Origin of the sequence: Streptomyces sp. NRRL F-5122 (assembly GCF_001507435.1) — a bacterium.
In the GTDB taxonomy this organism is placed as follows: domain Bacteria; phylum Actinomycetota; class Actinomycetes; order Streptomycetales; family Streptomycetaceae; genus Streptomyces; species Streptomyces lannensis.
On sequence record NZ_LMWH01000037.1, the window covers coordinates 120,209 to 136,763 of the forward strand.

At 69.9% G+C, this 16,555-nt stretch carries 20 protein-coding genes, 1 pseudogene and 1 riboswitch; of the genes and pseudogenes, 10 read left to right on the forward strand and 11 right to left on the reverse strand.

Annotated elements, in window-relative coordinates; translation table 11 throughout:
• Nucleotides 1–40 precede the first annotated feature (40 nt).
• Nucleotides 41–1,168, forward strand: coding sequence for an 8-amino-7-oxononanoate synthase (locus ADL25_RS06670; protein ID WP_059126701.1), 1,128 nt, complete (start codon nucleotides 41–43; stop codon nucleotides 1,166–1,168).
• Between the two features lie 143 nt (nucleotides 1,169–1,311).
• Here ADL25_RS06670 and ADL25_RS06675 read toward each other — a convergent pair whose 3' ends face one another.
• Nucleotides 1,312–1,536, reverse strand: a complete 225-nt coding sequence (locus ADL25_RS06675; RefSeq protein ID WP_059126702.1) for a DUF397 domain-containing protein — start codon at nucleotides 1,534–1,536, stop codon at nucleotides 1,312–1,314.
• A 9-nt stretch (nucleotides 1,537–1,545) separates the two neighbouring features.
• The gene (locus tag ADL25_RS06680; protein WP_059126703.1) at nucleotides 1,546–2,406 is read right to left on the reverse strand and encodes a helix-turn-helix domain-containing protein; all 861 of its coding nucleotides are present in this window, start codon (nucleotides 2,404–2,406) and stop codon (nucleotides 1,546–1,548) included.
• 250 nt (nucleotides 2,407–2,656) lie between these two features.
• Between ADL25_RS06680 and ADL25_RS06685 the strand changes: the two genes are divergently transcribed.
• Nucleotides 2,657–3,115, forward strand: coding sequence for an ATP-binding protein (locus ADL25_RS06685; RefSeq protein ID WP_059126704.1), 459 nt, complete (start codon nucleotides 2,657–2,659; stop codon nucleotides 3,113–3,115).
• A gap of 53 nt (nucleotides 3,116–3,168) precedes the next feature.
• On the opposite strand, the pseudogene ADL25_RS06690 reads toward ADL25_RS06685, so the two are convergent.
• The 5 genes and pseudogenes from ADL25_RS06690 to ADL25_RS06710 all read right to left on the reverse strand — a co-directional run.
• A pseudogene (locus ADL25_RS06690) lies at nucleotides 3,169–3,504 on the reverse strand (LysR family transcriptional regulator substrate-binding protein); the annotation flags it as partial.
• A 48-nt stretch (nucleotides 3,505–3,552) separates the two neighbouring features.
• Nucleotides 3,553–4,089: a DUF6328 family protein gene (locus tag ADL25_RS06695; RefSeq protein WP_059126705.1), complete on the reverse strand. Its 537-nt coding sequence runs from the start codon at nucleotides 4,087–4,089 to the stop codon at nucleotides 3,553–3,555.
• 79 nt (nucleotides 4,090–4,168) lie between these two features.
• Nucleotides 4,169–4,642 (reverse strand): C40 family peptidase, encoded by a 474-nt coding sequence (locus ADL25_RS06700; RefSeq protein ID WP_059126706.1) that lies wholly within the window; start codon nucleotides 4,640–4,642, stop codon nucleotides 4,169–4,171.
• A 3-nt stretch (nucleotides 4,643–4,645) separates the two neighbouring features.
• A riboswitch (cyclic di-AMP (ydaO/yuaA leader) is annotated at nucleotides 4,646–4,843 on the reverse strand.
• Between the two features lie 371 nt (nucleotides 4,844–5,214).
• Nucleotides 5,215–5,520, reverse strand: a complete 306-nt coding sequence (locus ADL25_RS06705) for a hypothetical protein (RefSeq protein ID WP_059126707.1) — start codon at nucleotides 5,518–5,520, stop codon at nucleotides 5,215–5,217.
• 7 nt (nucleotides 5,521–5,527) lie between these two features.
• Nucleotides 5,528–6,163 (reverse strand): ATP-dependent Clp protease proteolytic subunit, encoded by a 636-nt coding sequence (locus ADL25_RS06710; RefSeq protein WP_059126708.1) that lies wholly within the window; start codon nucleotides 6,161–6,163, stop codon nucleotides 5,528–5,530.
• A 228-nt stretch (nucleotides 6,164–6,391) separates the two neighbouring features.
• On the opposite strand from ADL25_RS06710, the gene ADL25_RS06715 reads away from it, so the two are divergent.
• The 8 genes from ADL25_RS06715 (at nucleotide 6,392) to ADL25_RS06750 (ending at nucleotide 13,346) form a co-directional block, all read left to right on the forward strand.
• Nucleotides 6,392–6,667 carry a type II toxin-antitoxin system Phd/YefM family antitoxin gene (locus ADL25_RS06715; protein WP_059126709.1) on the forward strand — a complete coding sequence of 92 codons (276 nt, stop codon included), beginning with the start codon at nucleotides 6,392–6,394 and terminating at the stop codon, nucleotides 6,665–6,667.
• Nucleotides 6,668–7,065: 398 nt separating this feature from the next.
• Nucleotides 7,066–7,368, forward strand: coding sequence for an urease subunit gamma (locus ADL25_RS06720; RefSeq protein WP_059126710.1), 303 nt, complete (start codon nucleotides 7,066–7,068; stop codon nucleotides 7,366–7,368).
• Nucleotides 7,369–7,381: 13 nt separating this feature from the next.
• Nucleotides 7,382–7,693: an urease subunit beta gene (locus ADL25_RS06725; protein WP_059126711.1), complete on the forward strand. Its 312-nt coding sequence runs from the start codon at nucleotides 7,382–7,384 to the stop codon at nucleotides 7,691–7,693.
• Nucleotides 7,686–9,407, forward strand: coding sequence for an urease subunit alpha (locus tag ADL25_RS06730; protein ID WP_059126712.1), 1,722 nt, complete (start codon nucleotides 7,686–7,688; stop codon nucleotides 9,405–9,407). Before ADL25_RS06725 ends, ADL25_RS06730 begins: the two co-directional genes overlap by 8 nt.
• Nucleotides 9,407–10,081: an urease accessory protein UreF gene (locus ADL25_RS06735; protein ID WP_059126713.1), complete on the forward strand. Its 675-nt coding sequence runs from the start codon at nucleotides 9,407–9,409 to the stop codon at nucleotides 10,079–10,081. Before ADL25_RS06730 ends, ADL25_RS06735 begins: the two co-directional genes overlap by 1 nt.
• Nucleotides 10,082–10,179: 98 nt before the next feature.
• Entirely contained in the window at nucleotides 10,180–10,857 is a 678-nt protein-coding gene (gene ureG / locus ADL25_RS06740) for an urease accessory protein UreG (protein WP_059126714.1), read from the forward strand.
• The gene (locus tag ADL25_RS06745; RefSeq protein WP_059126715.1) at nucleotides 10,845–11,609 is read left to right on the forward strand and encodes an urease accessory protein UreD; all 765 of its coding nucleotides are present in this window, start codon (nucleotides 10,845–10,847) and stop codon (nucleotides 11,607–11,609) included. Before ureG ends, ADL25_RS06745 begins: the two co-directional genes overlap by 13 nt.
• A 138-nt stretch (nucleotides 11,610–11,747) precedes the next feature.
• Nucleotides 11,748–13,346 (forward strand): alpha/beta hydrolase, encoded by a 1,599-nt coding sequence (locus tag ADL25_RS06750; RefSeq protein WP_059126716.1) that lies wholly within the window; start codon nucleotides 11,748–11,750, stop codon nucleotides 13,344–13,346.
• A gap of 88 nt (nucleotides 13,347–13,434) precedes the next feature.
• On the opposite strand, the gene ADL25_RS06755 is transcribed toward ADL25_RS06750, so the two are convergent.
• From ADL25_RS06755 to ADL25_RS06770, 4 genes are all read right to left on the reverse strand, one after another.
• Nucleotides 13,435–14,304, reverse strand: a complete 870-nt coding sequence (locus tag ADL25_RS06755; protein ID WP_059126717.1) for a LysM peptidoglycan-binding domain-containing protein — start codon at nucleotides 14,302–14,304, stop codon at nucleotides 13,435–13,437.
• Nucleotides 14,305–14,821: 517 nt separating this feature from the next.
• Entirely contained in the window at nucleotides 14,822–15,547 is a 726-nt protein-coding gene (locus ADL25_RS06760; protein WP_059126718.1) for a lysophospholipid acyltransferase family protein, read from the reverse strand.
• Nucleotides 15,548–15,778: 231 nt separating this feature from the next.
• Nucleotides 15,779–15,970 (reverse strand): hypothetical protein, encoded by a 192-nt coding sequence (locus ADL25_RS06765; protein ID WP_059126719.1) that lies wholly within the window; start codon nucleotides 15,968–15,970, stop codon nucleotides 15,779–15,781.
• 111 nt (nucleotides 15,971–16,081) lie between these two features.
• Nucleotides 16,082–16,450, reverse strand: a complete 369-nt coding sequence (locus ADL25_RS06770) for a low affinity iron permease family protein (protein ID WP_059126720.1) — start codon at nucleotides 16,448–16,450, stop codon at nucleotides 16,082–16,084.
• Between the last annotated feature and the right edge of the window lie 105 nt (nucleotides 16,451–16,555).

Consider the following 16,555-nt stretch of genomic DNA (forward strand, 5'->3'; position numbering starts at 1 on the left):
CTAGTGTCTGTGCACTGCCTACAAAAGACCCGGAGGACCCATGGCGTTCGGCTGGATCGACGAGCAGGCCCGGGCACGCCGTCGGGCGGGACTCGTGCGCACGCTGCGCCCCCGCGCCGCCGACTCCCCGCTCCTCGACCTGGCGAGCAACGACTATCTGGGTCTGGCACGCCACTCGGAGACCACCGGGGCGGCGGCGGAGGCGGCCCGGGTGTGGGGCGGCGGCTCGACCGGCTCCCGGCTCGTCACCGGAACCACCGAGCTGCACGGCGATCTGGAGCGCGAGCTCGCGGAGTTCTGCGGTTTCGAGTCGGCCCTTGTCTTCTCCTCCGGATATGCCGCCAACCTCGCGGCGGTCACCGCACTCGCGCCGCACGGTTCCCTGATCGTCTCCGACGCGGGCAACCATGCCTCGCTCATCGACGGGTGCCGGCTCGCGCGGGGCACCACCCAGGTCGTCGCGCACGCCGATCCCCAGGCGACCCGCAAGGCACTCGACACCCACCGCGGTCCCGCCGTCGCGGTCTCCGACACCGTTTTCTCGGTCGACGGCGACGCGGCTCCCCTGGCCGAACTGGCGTCTGTCTGCCGTGAGTTCGATGCCGGTTTGATCCTCGACGACGCGCATGGACTCGGGGTGCTCGGTGCCGGCGGGCGGGGTGCCGCGCACGCGGCGGGCCTCGCGGGCGCACCCGACGTGGTGGTGACCGTGACCCTGTCGAAGTCGCTGGGCAGCCAGGGCGGCGCCGTCCTGGGGCCCGCGCGGGTGATCGACCATCTGGTCAACGTGGCCCGGACGTTCATCTTCGACACCGGACTCGCCCCGGCCGCGGCGGGCGCGGCGCTCGCGGCGCTGCGCCTGCTGCGCCGCGAGCCCGAGCGTGCACAACGGGCCCGCGCGGTGGCGGCGGCGCTGTACGCACGCCTCACGGCCGAGGGCCATGAGGCGGTGCGGCCGGACGCCGCCGTGGTCTCCGTGCGGGCGCCCTCGCCCGAACTGGCCCTACGGTGGGCGGCGGACTGCCGCTCGGCGGGGCTCGCCGTCGGTTGTTTCCGCCCACCGTCGGTGCCCGACGGGATTTCACGGCTGCGACTGACCGCTCGCGCCGACCTCACCGATGAGCAGGTCGGACGCGCCGTACGTGTGATCGGCGAGACGCGGCCGTGAGTCGGCGAAACGGCCGTGCGTCGCGTGTCGTACGGGTGGTGCGCCGGGAGTCGTACGCAGTCGTGAGGGAGTAGTCGCTACGGAAGTGACTCGGAAATCAGCGGAAAGTTGGCTGATATATGACCGAGTTGCTTCGAAGGTGATCAGCTCAGTCCGGTCAGAAACTCCTCCCAGGCGTCGGGGGTGAACAGCAGGGCGGGGCCGGTCACGTTCTTCGAGTCGCGCACGGCCACAAGTCCGGTCCAGCGCCCGGCGGTCGGCCGCGCGGTCTCCACGCAGTTGTTCATTCCCGTACTCCGGCTGCTGCGCAGCCATCGCACGCCGTGCAGGGAGGTACTGGCGTCGATGTGCCGAGGCAGTGCTGACATGGTGCCTCCTTATGCTTCGCCGGCCAACGCGGCGATGTAATCCAACGATTCCTCGGGTGAAAGGGCGTGGATCTGAAGGGCGTCGAAGGCCTCGCTGTAGGCCTGGAGGTCTTCTTTCCGCTCGAGGTAGAGGCTACTCGTCAAGTGGTCGAGAACGACGACATCCAGATCAGATCTGCTCGGAAATGAGAAGATTACGAAAGGACCGGTGACGCCGATGTGTGCGCCGGCGGCGAACGGCAGGACCTGCAGCCGCACCTGCGGCAGTCGGGCCGCGTCCCGGAGCCGCCGCAACTGGTGCGCCATCACCTGCGGCCCCCCGACCACCCGGCGCAGCACCGCCTCGTCCAGCACGGCGGACAGCTCGAGCGGGGGATCCGCGCGCAGTACGTCCTGGCGGGCCAGCCGCACCTCCACCAGGGTGTCCAGTTCGGCATCCTGAAGCGCGCCCACGGCGGCCCGGGTGACGGCGCGCGCGTACTCGGGCGTCTGCAGCAGCCCCGGCACCACGGAGGTCTCCAGCGTGCGCATCCCGCTCGCCTGCGACTCCAGGCTGATGAAGTCGCGGTAGGTCGGCGGCAGCACTCCGCGGTACGCGTGCCACCAGTTCTGCCGCCCGCCGCCGTCCTCGGAGCCGGCCAGTACGAGCAGCAGTTCGCGCAGCTCGGGGTCCTCGGCGCCGTACGCGTCCAGCAGCAGACGCACGTCGGTCGGTTTCACACCGCTGGAACCGGTCTCGATCCGGCTCACCTTCGACTGGTGCCAGCCGACGAGAGACGCGGCCTCACCACTCGTGAGCCCCGCCCCGGTCCGCAGGGCCCGTAATTCGGTACCGAGTTTGCGACGACGCACCGCTGGTCCGTACTGCATGGGCCGACTCCCTCCGCATGGCGCGCGGTTTTCACGGCGACGGTAGAGGATGCGCCCGACACACACCCAAATACGGTCGGTCGTCGGAGAGTTCACCGCTTCGGGCGACAGATATATGCATATCTCGAGGGATCGCACCCGATGGGGCCCTGGTGATGGCAGTGTGGCGCGCAGCACCAAGTCCGGGACCGTTACTGAACCAACCGCTCCGTGTCGGACTCCGGTCCCGAGGGAAAGGGACGACGTCGCCATGGCAGACCGTCAGGAAGCATCCGTCACTCTGCCGAGCGATCCCGCCTCGGTCTCCGCCGCCCGACAATATGTTTCGAACGTCCTCGCCGAATGGGGATTGCCGAGCGACACCGAAGTCGCCGACACCGTACGCCTGATCGTCTCCGAACTCGCCACCAACGCGGTGCAGCACACCCTCGGTCAGTCCCCCACGTTCACGGTCGACATCATGCTCGACCGGGACGAATTACTGCGCATCGGGGTCACCGACAGCCATCCGCGCTTCCCCAAGCGACTGCCCGCGGCCGTGCAGCAGGACAACGGCCGCGGCATGGTGATCATCCGCTGGCTGACCGCGGAGCACGGCGGCAGACTGACCGTGCGGCCCACCCGCGAGGGAGGCAAGACGGTGGCGATCGAACTGCCGTGGGCCGCACCGGTGCAGTCGGTCACGGCCGTCGGCCAGCAGGAACCTTGAAGCGGCGGTGGGCCTTGCCCGGACCGGACCGCAGGGCCCGGCGCGGCGCCTCCTCAGACATGCCGGGCCGCGCGGCCGAAGGCGCCGCGCATAAGCGCCCGGAAGGCGTCGGCCACGGGTGCCGCCTCCTCGGTGCGGTAGGCGACCGAGATCGTACGGCGCAGGGAGCCCGGTTCCAGGTGACGCGACCCCACCGGTGTCGCCGCGGTCCTGGCCGCCATCTCCGGCACCACCGCCACCCCGAGTCCCGCACTGACCAGGGCGCACACCACGGCGTATCCCGGTGTCTCCACCACCACCGAGGGCGTGGCCCCGGCAGCGGCGAGGGCGGCCTCCACGCCCCGCCTGGCCGGGTGCCGCGGCGCCATGCTGATCACTGGTCGACGGGCTCGGCAGGTGGCTGCGCAGCCCGCGCACGGCACGAGTGTCGGAGGCGGTCACCGGGAGTGCTCTGGCCGCTCTGGGTCTGCTGCTCGTTCTGGAGCCGTTGCTGATCTGACGACGGCCCGCTGGACCAGCCGGGGCAGGATCCGCCACAGCCCGGCGCAGACCACGAAGGTGCCCGCGGCGGCCGCGACACCGGCGGCGCGGCCGAGGGACACATCCACCACCAGCAGCACCGACCCGGTGAACGCGAGCGTGAGGACCACCAGTCCCGCTGCGGCCAGACGGGACGAGATCCGCACGATGGCCTGCTTGGCGTGCTGCTGGAACAGTGTGCGGTGCAGCGCGGCGGGTGCCATGAACAGCGCCGCGGCCAGCATGGACAGCAGGAGGGTGCAGACGTATGTGGTGCGCTGGGCGGTGTCGAGGGACGGGAAGCGCTGGGTGAAGGCCAGGGTGAGCAGGAAGGCGAAGAGGATCTGCACGCCCGTCTGGATGACGCGCAGTTCCTGCAGCAGCTCGGCGAAGTTCCGATCGGCGCGCTCCAGCGGCGTCTCGTTCCGTTCGTCGTGAGGGGATCGGTCGGCCATGGTCAACGAGTAACCGCTCCGGACCGTCTCACGCGCGGGTGGGGTGGCGGCGTGTCGCGCCGCCACCCCACCGGACGGGTCAGCCGACCCGGCCGTACCAGACGCGCTTCGTCCAGAGCTTCTGGAGCCTCACGACGTCACCGGTCTTCGGTGAATGCCAGATCCTTCCCTTCCCGGCGTAGATGCCGACGTGGTAGACGTTCCGACCCGAGTGGAAGAACACCAGGTCTCCGGCCCTGCGCCGGGAGGCGGAGATGTGGTGCGTCCTGTTGTACTGTGCCGCGGCCGTGCGGGGCAGCTTCTTGCCCGCCTTCTTGAACGCGTACAGCGTGAGCCCCGAGCAGTCGAAGCGACGTGGCCCGGTGGCGCCGTACTGGTACGGGGCGCCCCTCTTCGCCGCCGCGACCTGGAGAGCCTTCGTCGCCAGGGAAGCGGCGGCCGCGTCGGTGCTGAGACCGGGGACGGTGATGCTGCCGCCGACGGCGGCGAGGGTGAGGGCCGAGGCGGTGCCGGCCCGGGTCAACAGCGACGGGACACGATTGAGCGCAGTCATGCGCAACCCTTCGTCAGCCGCCTGTGAAGGATGACCTGTCGGATTCGGGCTGGCGAAGTAGCCCGGCCGCTCACGCGGCTTCACCCCAAGGACCGTCCGGATCTCTCTCGGACGGCCCGCCTTGCCGGGTCCTCCACTCCTGCCGATCCACTCCTGTCGACCGGTCGTCCGGGCGGCGGCAGGACTCGGCGTCCGCCCGGACCGCCCCGCCGCGGGTGGCGGGGGCTTGTCGTCAGGAAGGGATCTTCACGTACAGGCGTCGGAAAATCACAACGAAATCGGGGGTTTGTGGGTTTACTCACCACTCACTCGTTCGGCTGGACAGCCGCGCGACCGGCAGCCGTTGGGGGGACGAGTGAGGCCCCGACCTGCACCGGAGCGTCTCATGCCGCCCTGAGGTCACGCGCGTTGCCCATCTTCACGGGCTCTCCGAAGGAGGCGCTCCTACTCCAACCAGGGGTACACCATTTGGTTCGTTTGAACCGCGCTTGGACGGTCGGTGTCCCCCAGAGCGCCGCGCGGCGGCCCCCACCGCCGCAACTCACCCTCGACTGCGCGACGGTCACGTTCCGTCAGTCCGCGCCGGGCGGCACCGCGATGCGGGCGGCGCGGCGTTCACCGTCCAGAACCCGCAGCGCCCGGGTGAGAGTGGGGCCGTGCAACTCGTTCTCCCCTCTCTGGTGCATGAGTGCCAGTGCCTCCCGCAGTGCCGACGCCTTGCTCACCAGGGCCTGGGCGGCCCGCAGACCGCGGTAGGTGTCACCGGAGTGCACCGGGTTGATGCGGCCGAGGAGATCGACCACATCGAGGTAACGGTCGATCAACTCGGCTTCGGCACGGGTGAGTGCGGGCAATGGGGGAATTTCGGGGGGCAGCATCGGCCGCTCACCTCGCGCCGGGCGCGGTGCGGGACGCCTTGCGGCTCGCGATGATGCCGTCGACCAGTCCGTACTCCACGGCCGCCGGCGCGTCGAAGATCTTGTCCCGCTCGATGTCCGCCGCGATGCGCTCGGGGCTTTGGCCGGTGTGCCGTACGAGCATGTCCTCCAGTTGATTGCGGGTACGCGTCAACTCTGCGGCCTGGATGGCCAGATCGGTGGCCTGACCCTGGACAGGCTCGGGCAGGGACGGCTGGTGGATCAGGATCCGCGCACCCGGCAGTGCGAACCGCTTGCCGGGCGTGCCTCCCGCGAGCAGAACCGCCGCCGCGGACGCGGCCTGGCCGAGGCAGACGGTCTCCACGTCACAACTGACGTACTGCATCGTGTCGTAGACGGCGGTCATCGCACTGAACGAGCCGCCGGGCGAGTTGATGTACAGCGAGATGTCCCGGTCCGGGTCCAGGTACTCGAGGTGCATGAACTGCGCCATCACGTCGCTGGCCGAGATGTCGTCGACCGGCGCCCCCAGGAACACGATCCGCTCGTCCAGCAGCTTTGCGTACGGATCGAGGGTCCGCTGCCCATAGCCGGTGCGTTCGGTGAACTCGGGCAGGACTGAGCGGGCGGTCGGTCGGTTCATGGCACGCGCCTCCTCGGGATCGCTTCTGTAAAAAATGTACAGGACGTACGTGGCCGAGGGAGGAAAGCATGCTGAGAGCGAAACGGCGCCGCCGCGGGATCCGGGGGCGGGCCGCCGGGCTTTTCATGCCTGCAGCCGGACGGGGCTCCGGGCAGGTGTCCCCCTCGGGGCAGAACGGGATCTTCCGTCGGGAGGGGCCGGTCAGCGCCTCCGTCTAAGCTGGACCACATGGCCTACGAGATTTCGGTGACGCAAGCCAGGGCTGAACTCGCCGATCTGATCAACCGTGTGGTGTACGGCGGCGAGCGTGTCGTCGTGACGCGGCACGGCAAGCCTCTCGTCGCCCTGGTCTCCGCCGCCGACCTGGAGCGGCTCGCCGCACTGGACGCCGAGGAGGAGCAGGTGATCACCTCGGTCTCCAGCGTCCGTGAGGTCTCCTCGGCCCCGCGCGAGCGGCATCGCTTCGGTATCGCCGCCGAGCACCGGGGGCACAGCGCGTCCTGACGGCGTACCGGTGAGGGCGCCAGGGTGCCGGCATCCGGTGCCCGCGCAAGCCGCCGGGGCGGGGTGGGTGCGGTCGGCGGTGCGGCCCCATGTCGCGCCGACGGCCGTCGTGCGGTATACGGTCCGTCTCTCGCACCCCCGTTCGATGTGAGTGCGGCTCCCGGGACGGCCGGGATCGGCTCCAGGACCCGACGGCCGCAAAGACGCCGGAGCGCCCTCCACGGGCGTGGACGGCCGTACGGGGACGGGTGCCCGTGGGCCGGGCGGGATCGCAGCTCGGTTAACGTCGTGGAAACCCGATCCAACTAACGTGCCCCTCCACACCGTCAGGGGCCCTGCCCCATGGCCGCGGCAGCCGGGCCCCGCCGGGTCCGAAGCGAGGACTGTGAGGTGGGACATTGCAACTGACCCCGCACGAGCAAGAGAGGCTGCTGATCCATGTGGCCGCCGACGTGGCCGAGAAACGCCGGGCCCGGGGGCTGAAGCTCAACCACCCCGAGGCCGTCGCGCTCATTACGTCGCACATCCTGGAAGGCGCCCGTGACGGCCGAACGGTCGCCGAGCTCATGGCATCCGGACGCAAGCTGCTCACCCGTGACGACGTGATGGCGGGCATCCCGGAGATGGTCCACGACGTCCAGGTGGAGGCCACGTTCCCCGACGGCACCAAACTCGTCACCGTCCACGACCCGATCGTGTGAGCAGGGAGCGGCCATGATTCCCGGAGAGATCCTGTTCGCCGACGAGCCCGTGCTCTGCAACGAGGGCCTCGACGTCACCCGGCTCACCGTCCTCAACGCCGCCGACCGGCCCGTCCAGGTCGGATCCCACTACCACTTCGCCGAGGCCAACCCCGGCCTGGAGTTCGACCGCGCCGCCGCGCACGGAAGACGGCTGAACATCGCGGCCGGGACCGCGGTGCGCTTCGAGCCCGGAATCCCCGTCGACGTGGAACTCGTCCCGATCAGGGGCGCCCGTGTGGTGCCCGGCCTGCGCGGAGAGACCGGAGGTGCCCTCGATGCCTGAGATCTCGCGTGCCGCGTACGCCGATCTGTTCGGGCCGACCACGGGGGACCGCATCCGGCTCGCCGACACCGATCTGATCGTCGAGATCGAGGAGGACCGCTCGGGCGGGCCCGGACTCGCCGGGGACGAGGCCGTGTTCGGCGGCGGCAAGGTCATCCGTGAGTCCATGGGGCAGTCGCGCGCCACGCGTGCGGACGGGACCCCGGACACCGTGGTCACGGGTGCCGTCGTCATTGATCACTGGGGGATCGTCAAGGCCGACATCGGCATCCGCGACGGCCGGATCAGCGCCATCGGCAAGGCCGGTAATCCGGACACGATGGACGGAGTGCACCCGGACCTGGTGATCGGCCCCGAGACGGAGATCATCGCGGGCAACGGGCGGATCGTCACGGCGGGCGCCGTCGACGCCCATGTCCATTTCATCTGCCCGCAGGTGGCGGAAGAGGCGCTGGCTTCGGGTGTCACCACACTCGTCGGCGGCGGCACGGGACCCGCCGAGGGCTCGAAGGCGACCACGGTCACTCCCGGTCCCTGGCACTTGGCCCGGATGATGGAGGCGATGGAGCAGTACCCGGTCAACCTCGGTCTCCTCGGTAAGGGCAACACCGTCTCGCACGAGGCGATGCTCTCCCAGATCCGCGGCGGCGCGCTCGGGCTGAAACTGCACGAGGACTGGGGCTCCACGCCGGCCGTCATCGATGCCGCCCTGACCGTCGCCGAGCGCACCGGCGTCCAGGTGGCCATCCACACCGACACGCTCAACGAGGCCGGATTCGTGGGCGACACCCTCGCGGCCGTCAACGGGCGCGGCATACACGCGTACCACACGGAGGGGGCGGGCGGCGGCCACGCTCCGGACATCATGACCGTGGTGTCCGAGCCGCACGTGCTCCCCAGTTCGACGAACCCGACCCGTCCGTTCACCGTCAACACGGCCGAGGAGCACCTCGACATGCTGATGGTGTGCCACCACCTCAACCCTGCGGTGCCGGAGGACCTGGCGTTCGCCGAATCCAGGATCCGGCCGTCCACGATCGGCGCGGAGGACATCCTTCATGATCTGGGCGCGATCTCGATCATCTCCTCCGACTCCCAGGCCATGGGCCGGGTCGGTGAGGTGATCATGCGGACCTGGCAGACGGCTCATGTGATGAAGCGACGGCGCGGCGCGCTCCCGGGTGACGACCGCGCGGACAATCACCGGGTGCGTCGCTATGTCGCCAAATACACCATCAACCCGGCACTCGCGCAGGGCCTCGCCCATCAGATCGGTTCCGTCGAGACCGGCAAGCTCGCCGACCTCGTCCTGTGGGAGCCGGCGTTCTTCGGCGTGAAGCCCCACCTCGTCATCAAGGGCGGCCAGATCGCCTACGCCCAGATGGGCGACGCCAACGCGTCCATCCCCACGCCGCAGCCGATCCTGCCGCGGCCGATGTACGGGGCGATCGGGCGGGCTCCGGCGTCGAACTCGGTCAACTTCGTGGCACCGTCGGCGATCGAGGACGGACTGCCCGAACGGCTCACGCTGGGCAAGAAGTTCGTGGCCATCGAGTCGACACGGCGGGTCACCAAGGCGGACATGCGCGAGAACGACGCACGTCCGCACGTGCGGGTCGACCCGGACAGCTTCGCCGTACACATCGACGGGGAGCTGGTCCAGGCGGTGCCGGCCGCCGAACTTCCCATGGCCCAGCGGTACTTCCTCTTCTGATGTCCAGGGCAGCGCTTCTGGTCCTGGCCGACGGCCGCTTCCCCGCCGGCGGGCACGCGCACTCCGGCGGGGCGGAGGCGGCCGTGCGCGCCGGGCGGGTCACCGGGGCCGCGAGTCTGGAGGAGTTCTGCAGAGGGCGTCTGCACACGACCGGGCTGGTGTCGGCCGCGCTGGCCGCGGCGGCCGCACTCGGCGCGGACCCCGTCGTCCTGGACGCGGCCGCGGACGCCCGGTCCCCGTCGCCCGCCCTGCGTGCCGCCGCCCGCAGGCTGGGACGGCAGCTGCTGCGGGCCGCCCGGCCGGCCTGGCCCGCCACGGAACTGGACGCGCTGGCACGGGAGTTCCCCAAGGGGGCGCACCAACCCGTCGTGCTGGGGCTGGTGGCACGTGCCGCCGGGCTCGGGGCGGCCGACGCGGCGCACTGTGCGGCGTACGAGTGCGTCGGCGGACCGGCAACTGCGACGGTGCGGTTGCTCAGCCTGGATCCCTTCGAGGCCACAGCTGTGCTGGCGCGGCTTGCGTCCGAGGTGGACCGGGTCGCCGACCAGGCGGTCCGAGCCGCGCACCGGGTGCTGGACCAGGGGGCCGACGCCCTGCCTGCGGCATCCGCCCCGCTCCTCGAGATCGGCGCCGAAGCGCATGCCGCCTGGCCTGTACGTCTGTTCGCGTCCTGACCCGGGCTCTGCCCCCGACCTTCACCGATCTTGCCGTTCCGCCTCCGGGCGCCGGACGGCCGATGCCGGCCGACCCCGGCTGAACAGGAGCAGCAACCATGCACCTCGACCATCTGCACGACGGCCCGTCGGCCGTCGGCGCCGACGCCCGACGGCCGGACGGCACCCGTCGTGCCCTGCGGATCGGGCTCGGCGGCCCGGTGGGTTCGGGCAAGACGGCGACCGTGGCCGCACTGTGCCGCGCCCTGCGCGACGAAGTGGCGCTCGGTGTCGTCACCAACGACATCTACACCCGGGAGGACGCCGCGTTCCTACTGCGTGAGGCCGTACTGCCGCCCGAGCGCATCGCCGCCGTCGAGACGGGGGCCTGCCCGCACACCGCCATCCGGGACGACATCTCCGCCAACCTCGAGGCCGTCGAGGACCTTGAGGACGACACCGGCCCGCTCGATCTCGTCCTGGTCGAGTCCGGCGGCGACAACCTCACGGCCACGTTCTCCAAGGGGCTCGTCGATGCCCAGATCTTCGTCATCGACGTCGCGGGCGGGGACGACATTCCACGCAAGGGCGGTCCCGGGGTCACCACGGCCGATCTGCTCGTCGTCAACAAGACCGACCTCGCACCCTACGTCGGCTCCGACCTCGCCCGGATGGCCGCCGACGCGAAGGCGCAGCGGGCGCAGCTGCCGGTCGTGTTCCAGTCGCTGCGCACCGAGGCGGGCGTCACCGCCGTCGCCGACTGGGTGCGGGCGCGGCTGGCGGCATGGACGGCGTGAGTACGGGGGTCCGGGCCGCCGCGCGGATCGTGGCCCGGGGGGACGGGCGGGGCGGCACATCCCTGCCGGTGCTCGAAGGCGAGGGTCCGCTCGCAGTGCGCCGTACCCGGGCGAGCGGGGACGAGGCGCGCGTCCTGCTCGTCGGTGCGATGAGCGGACCGCTCGGCGGCGACCGCTTCACGGTCGAGGCGAAGGCGGCGGACGGCGCCCGGCTGCGCCTCGGCTCGTCAGCCGCCACCATCGCCCTGCCCGGGCAGACCAAGGAGGAGGCCCGCTACGAGGTCCGTCTGGACGTGGCCGCGGGGGCAGAGCTGCACTGGCTGCCGGAGCAGCTGATCTCGGCGCGGGGCAGTGAGCTGACCGTCACCACACGTATTCGGCTCGCCTCGGGCGCTCGTCTCGTGTACCGCGAGGAACAGGTCCTCGGCCGCTTCGGCGAGGAACCGGGGCGGCTCACCAGCCGGCTCGCCGTACGTCTGGACGGGCGGCCGCTGCTCGACCAGGAGCTGTCCTGCGGGCCCGGCGCCCCGGGCGGATGGGACGGGCCGGCCGTGCTGGCCGGCCATCGGGCTCTCGGTCAACTCCTCGTGGTCCGCCCGGAGTTCGTCGACGCACCGGTCGCGGCGAGACCGCTCGGCGAGTGCGCCGCGCTGTGCCCGCTCGCCGGTCCCGCCGTGCTCGTCACCGCGGTCGCGCCCGACGCGCTGCGCCTGAGACACGTCCTGGACGGTGCGTTGCGCGACCTGAGTTGAGTCCTCTTCTCCGCTCAACGGAGAGTGACATACCGCTTATCGGATTGGCAAAGAAAGTCAAGTGACCCCTGTTCTCAGGGACCTCACAGACGGAAGGATCCACATACCCATAGGAAACCTTGGAGGGGGAGGTCCCACTTGAGGGGATTCAGACCGACGCGACGGGTCACCGCGCTCGCTTCCGCGGGGGCGCTCGTCACGGCGACGCTGATAGCCGGGGCCGTGGCGGCACCGTCGGCCACCGCCGACACGCGCCACGGCCAGGACCGGGAGGCACGCGGCGCCGCGATCGCCGCGGCGCGTGCGGCCAGGGCCGGGATCGACTGGAAGGACTGTCCGGCCGACTGGGGTCTGGTGAAGCCCATCCAGTGTGGTTGGGTCACCGTTCCACTCGACTACGCCCACCCGGACGGCAAGCAGATCAAGCTCGCGGTCGACCGTATCGGGAACACGGGCACCAAGCAGGAGCGCCAGGGCGCCCTCGTCTACAACCCGGGCGGGCCCGGCGGCTCGGGGCTGCGCTTCCCCACCCGGGTGACCGGCAAGAACCCGATCTGGGCCAACGTGGCGAAGGCCTACGACTTCGTCGGCTTCGACCCGCGCGGTGTCGGCCACTCGGCGCCCATCTCGTGTGCGGACCCGCAGGAGTTCGTCAAGGCGCCCAAGGCCGACCCGGTCCCCGACACCGAGGCGGACAAGTCGGCACAGCGCAAGCTCGCCCGTGAGTACGCGCAGGGATGCCTCGAGCGCACCGGCCGCGCGATGCTGCAGCAGATGACCACGCCCAACACCGTGCGCGACCTGGATGTCATCCGCGCCGGGCTGGGCGAGAAGAAGCTCAACTACCTGGGCGTCTCCTACGGGACGTACATCGGCGCCGTCTACGGCACGATGTTCCCGGGCCACGTCCGCCGCATGATCGTCGACAGCGTGGTGAACCCGTCGCGCGAGAAGATCTGGTACGAGGCCAACCTCGACCAGGACGTCGCGTTCGAGGGCCGCTGGAAGGACTGGGAGGACTGGGTCGCGACGAACGACGCCTCCTTCCACCTGGGCACCACCCGTGCCGCGGTGCAGGCGAAGTGGCTTCAGCTGCGTGCCACGGCGAAGAAGCACCCGATCGGCGGCGTCGTCGGCCCGGCCGAGCTGATCTCCTTCTTCCAGAGCGCCCCGTACTACGACTCCTCCTGGGTGCCGGTCGCGACCGTCTTCAGCCAGTACGTCGCCGGTGACACCCAGGCGCTCGTCGACGCGGCCGCGCCCGACCTGTCGGACACGGCGGGCAACATCTCCTCGGAGAACGGCAACGCGGTCTACACGGCCGTCGAGTGCACCGACGCCAAGTGGCCCACGAGCTGGCAGAAGTGGGACCGGGACAACAGCCGGCTGCACAAGGACTACCCGTTCATGACGTGGGCCAACGCATGGCTGAACCTGCCGTGCGCCACCTGGCCGGTCAAGCAGCAGACCCCGGTGAACGTGAAGACCGGCAAGGGGCTGCCGACCGTACTGATCGTGCAGTCCACGCGTGACGCCGCGACGCCGTTCGACGGCGCGGTCGAACTGCACCAGCGCTTCAAGGGTTCCCGCCTGATCATCGAGAAGGGCGCGGGCTCCCACGGCGTGACCGGTCTGGTCAACCCGTGCATCAACAACCGGGTGGACACCTACCTGCTCACCGGAAGGACGGACGGCTCCGACGTGACGTGCACGCCGCACGCCACCCCGAAGCCGTAACGGGGCAAAAACGCGAGGGGGCGGCCGGGATCCCGGCCGCCCCCTCGTCGTACCCCGAGCGATGCCGTCAGGGGCACCGCGGGGAGTGTCAGTAGGGACCGTTGACGTTGTCGATCGAGCCGTAGCGGTGGTACGCGTAGTTGCACGCGGCGGTGATGTTGGCGACCGGGTCGTAGATGTCCCACGAGGTTCCGGCCACGTGGTACGCGTTGAACGTGGGCTGGATCGTCTGCAGCAGGCCCTTGGAGGGGATGCCGGCGGCGGCGTTGGAGTCCCACAGGTTGATGGCCCTGGGGTTGCCGGAGGACTCACGCATGACGTTGCGGTAGATGCCGTTGTAGGACCCCGGGATGCCGTGCTGGGCCATGATGGCCAGCGACTCACGGATCCAGCCGTCCAGGTTGTTGGCGTAGGTCTTGGCCGGGGTGGCGGCCTTCACGGGGGTGGCGGTCTTCGCCGGGGTGGCGGTCTTCGCGGGGGTGGCGGTCTTCGCGGGGGTGGAGGTCGCGCTGTCGCCGGAGTCGGGCGAGGTCGAGCCGTCGGGAAGGGTCAGGACCTGACCGACCGCGAGATGGCGGGGGGACCAGATGTCATTGGCCTCGGCGAGGGCCTCCCAGCCACCCGGCACCTGGTAGGTGCGGGCGATCCGGTACAGCGTGTCGCCCGGCTGGACGGTGTAGGTGGTCGAGGAGGCCTCAGCGGACGAGCCGGAGTCGCCGCCGGACGAGGACAGGTTCAGGACCTGGCCGGGCACGAGGGTGTAGGGGCTGGAGATCTTGTTGGCCTCGGCGAGGGCCTGCCAGCCACCCGCCACGTGCGCGGAGCGGGCGATCCGGTAGAGGGTGTCGCCGTACTGGACGGTGTGGGTGGGCACGGAGTTCCCGGCCACAGCCTTGGCGGCGGGTGCGGCGTTGGCCTGGACGGTGCTCAGCACGGCCGTGCAGCACAGGGCGAACATGCCGACAACGGTGGTTCGACCCCCGAGTCGCCGGACCCGGGCCTTTCGGTGAGAAGCAGGAATAGGCATGGTGCGGACCTCGTTCTAGCGATTGCCTGTCCGCAGCTGCCGATTCCCGTCGACAAACAGCCCCGCATTTCGGTTAGCGGCGCGCTGCGGCGGAGTCATTCTTAGCCGCCGCAAATTACTAAGCAATTACCCTCCTTACTAAGCAGGCTAGTGGGGACCGAGCAGTGCAGGGTCCCCTTTGCCCCGGGAAATCTGGGCAGTAAGGACCGGATAAAGCACTAGCGAGCTTCGTAAGTGAAGTGCATCACGTTCTGTGCAAAGCGGGAATGGACGTGATTCAGGGAACAGTAATGCCGCTTTCTTGATGTACTTAAGCGGCAGTTCAGCTCAAGAGGCCCCAATGACTTAAATAGCCATTAGTGTCGCAATAAGAATTAAATGCCCAAAACGGACACGCAAACGCCCCTGTTCGCCGTGGGGGCGCGGTGTCCCGGGGTGCGGGCCGCGGTCAGCTCAGCGGCATCCGGGGGAACCTGCCGGCCTTCTGCGCCGTGTCCTCGGCCTCTTCCGCCTTGACCGCGGCTGCGTAGCGGTCGACGTACTCCTGCTCGGAGAGCGACAGGATGGCGTACATGATCTCGTCGGTGACGGCGCGCAGGATGGCCTTCTCGTTCTCCATGCCGGCGTACCGGGAGAAGTCCAGCGGCTTGCCGAAACGGATCACCACCGGGTGGATGTTGGGGATGACCTGTCCGGGCGGCTGGGCCTCGAACGTGCCGATCATCGCGCAGGGGACCACGGGGACCCCGGCCTTGAGGGCCATCACCGCGACGCCCACCTTGCCCTTGTAGAGGCGGCCGTCGTGGGAGCGGGTGCCCTCCGGGTAGATGCCCAGCAGCTCGCCCTTGTGCAGCACACCGAGGCCCTCGCGGATGGCGGCCTGCCCGGCGTCCTTCCCGGAGCGGTCCACCGGGATCTGCCCGGCGCTGCGGAAGAAGGCGGCGGTGAGGCGGCCCTTGATGCCCGGCCCGGTGAAGTACTCGGCCTTCGCGAGGAAGGTGATGCGACGCTTCAGGATCGCGGGCATGAGGAAGTGGTCGGCGAAGGAGAGGTGGTTGCCGGCCACGATGGCCGCACCGTCCGCCGGTACGTGCTCCAGGCCTTCGATGCGCGGCCGGAAGGCCAGCCTCAGCAGGGGTCCCAGAACCACGTACTTGAGCAGGTAGTAGAACAAGGGGTGCTCCTCACTCCAGCGGATCGGCTCCACCGCCGCGTTCTAGCAGCTCAACCGGACTGTCGTGGGGAGTCTAGGGTCAGGTGCGGTCCGCCGGAACCGCGTCGGACCGGACTCGCCCCGTTGGCGATGTTTCTGACGGTCCGACAGTGAGATCGGCGGGCCGCACACGCTTCGTGCGGCCCGCCGGGGCGGGCCGCACGAAGCGTGTGGATGTCGCGGAGCGGGAGGTCACCGGTATTCGTCGTCCCCCTGCTCGAGGGAGAACGTCCTCTCCTCCGTCCGGCGGCCGTCCTGCCGTCGCGCGTCCTGCCGGTGCTGACGTTCCTGGCGCTCCTGCTCCTGGGCGCCGAGGGTCTCCTCTGTCATGTCCTTGAGGTGGCCCGATTCATCCGCGTACCGGTCATGTTCCCGATCGGTCATGTCGGCTCACTCCTCGACGAGGTGAGACAGGGGCGCAACTCCGCCCCCGTTCAGCCTGGCACGAGTCGGATTCCCCTGCATATCGGCGGAGTCCCGGGCGCACGGGCCGCCTTATGTCTCCTCCTCCATGCGGATCGACTTCCTGAGCTGTTCCATGGCGGGGCTGTCTTTGCCATCGTTCATTTCCAGAAGCGCTCGCGCGATGGCATCGAGCTTGCGCTGAACGGCGTGCTCGGCCCGCATCTCCGAGTTCTTGAGCAGCGCGAGGAGGAGCAGCGTGACCGCCGTCATGGACTCCCCGGCGAGCAGGAGCCACTCCAGCGGCAGCTTCGCCACATGGGCCGAGACGAAGAAGCCGACCAGGGCCAGGCAGATCAGGAAGAAGAGCGGGGAGCTCGTCAAATTGGAGACTTTCTCCGCGAGTTCCTCGAATCTGCCTCGCCGCGGACCGCCGCGCTCGGCGGGACTCTGAAAGGTCATGGTGGAAGAATCACCCGGCTTTCCTCGTGGCCGGGGGAGGCCTCACCGCCGAGCGGTCCTCACACACGCGGCCATGCACCCGCGCGGGGGACCTTCGGCGACCCC

Excerpts from the sequence above, each read along its gene's own strand:
- ADL25_RS06715 (WP_059126709.1), top strand. The coding sequence starts at position 6,392 with ATGGCCTACGAGATTTCGGTGACGCAAGCCAGGGCTGAACTCGCCGAT.
- ADL25_RS06770 (WP_059126720.1), bottom strand. The coding sequence starts at position 16,450 with ATGACCTTTCAGAGTCCCGCCGAGCGCGGCGGTCCGCGGCGAGGCAGA.
- ADL25_RS06695 (WP_059126705.1), bottom strand. The coding sequence starts at position 4,089 with ATGGCCGACCGATCCCCTCACGACGAACGGAACGAGACGCCGCTGGAG.
- ADL25_RS06725 (WP_059126711.1), top strand. The coding sequence starts at position 7,382 with ATGATTCCCGGAGAGATCCTGTTCGCCGACGAGCCCGTGCTCTGCAAC.
- ADL25_RS06730 (WP_059126712.1), top strand. The coding sequence starts at position 7,686 with ATGCCTGAGATCTCGCGTGCCGCGTACGCCGATCTGTTCGGGCCGACC.
- ADL25_RS06685 (WP_059126704.1), top strand. The coding sequence starts at position 2,657 with ATGGCAGACCGTCAGGAAGCATCCGTCACTCTGCCGAGCGATCCCGCC.
- ADL25_RS06765 (WP_059126719.1), bottom strand. The coding sequence starts at position 15,970 with ATGACCGATCGGGAACATGACCGGTACGCGGATGAATCGGGCCACCTC.
- ADL25_RS06680 (WP_059126703.1), bottom strand. The coding sequence starts at position 2,406 with ATGCAGTACGGACCAGCGGTGCGTCGTCGCAAACTCGGTACCGAATTA.
- ADL25_RS06675 (WP_059126702.1), bottom strand. The coding sequence starts at position 1,536 with ATGTCAGCACTGCCTCGGCACATCGACGCCAGTACCTCCCTGCACGGC.
- ADL25_RS06735 (WP_059126713.1), top strand. The coding sequence starts at position 9,407 with ATGTCCAGGGCAGCGCTTCTGGTCCTGGCCGACGGCCGCTTCCCCGCC.
- ureG (WP_059126714.1), top strand. The coding sequence starts at position 10,180 with ATGCACCTCGACCATCTGCACGACGGCCCGTCGGCCGTCGGCGCCGAC.
- ADL25_RS06745 (WP_059126715.1), top strand. The coding sequence starts at position 10,845 with ATGGACGGCGTGAGTACGGGGGTCCGGGCCGCCGCGCGGATCGTGGCC.
- ADL25_RS06710 (WP_059126708.1), bottom strand. The coding sequence starts at position 6,163 with ATGAACCGACCGACCGCCCGCTCAGTCCTGCCCGAGTTCACCGAACGC.
- ADL25_RS06670 (WP_059126701.1), top strand. The coding sequence starts at position 41 with ATGGCGTTCGGCTGGATCGACGAGCAGGCCCGGGCACGCCGTCGGGCG.
- ADL25_RS06700 (WP_059126706.1), bottom strand. The coding sequence starts at position 4,642 with ATGACTGCGCTCAATCGTGTCCCGTCGCTGTTGACCCGGGCCGGCACC.
- ADL25_RS06705 (WP_059126707.1), bottom strand. The coding sequence starts at position 5,520 with ATGCTGCCCCCCGAAATTCCCCCATTGCCCGCACTCACCCGTGCCGAA.
- ADL25_RS06755 (WP_059126717.1), bottom strand. The coding sequence starts at position 14,304 with ATGTTCGCCCTGTGCTGCACGGCCGTGCTGAGCACCGTCCAGGCCAAC.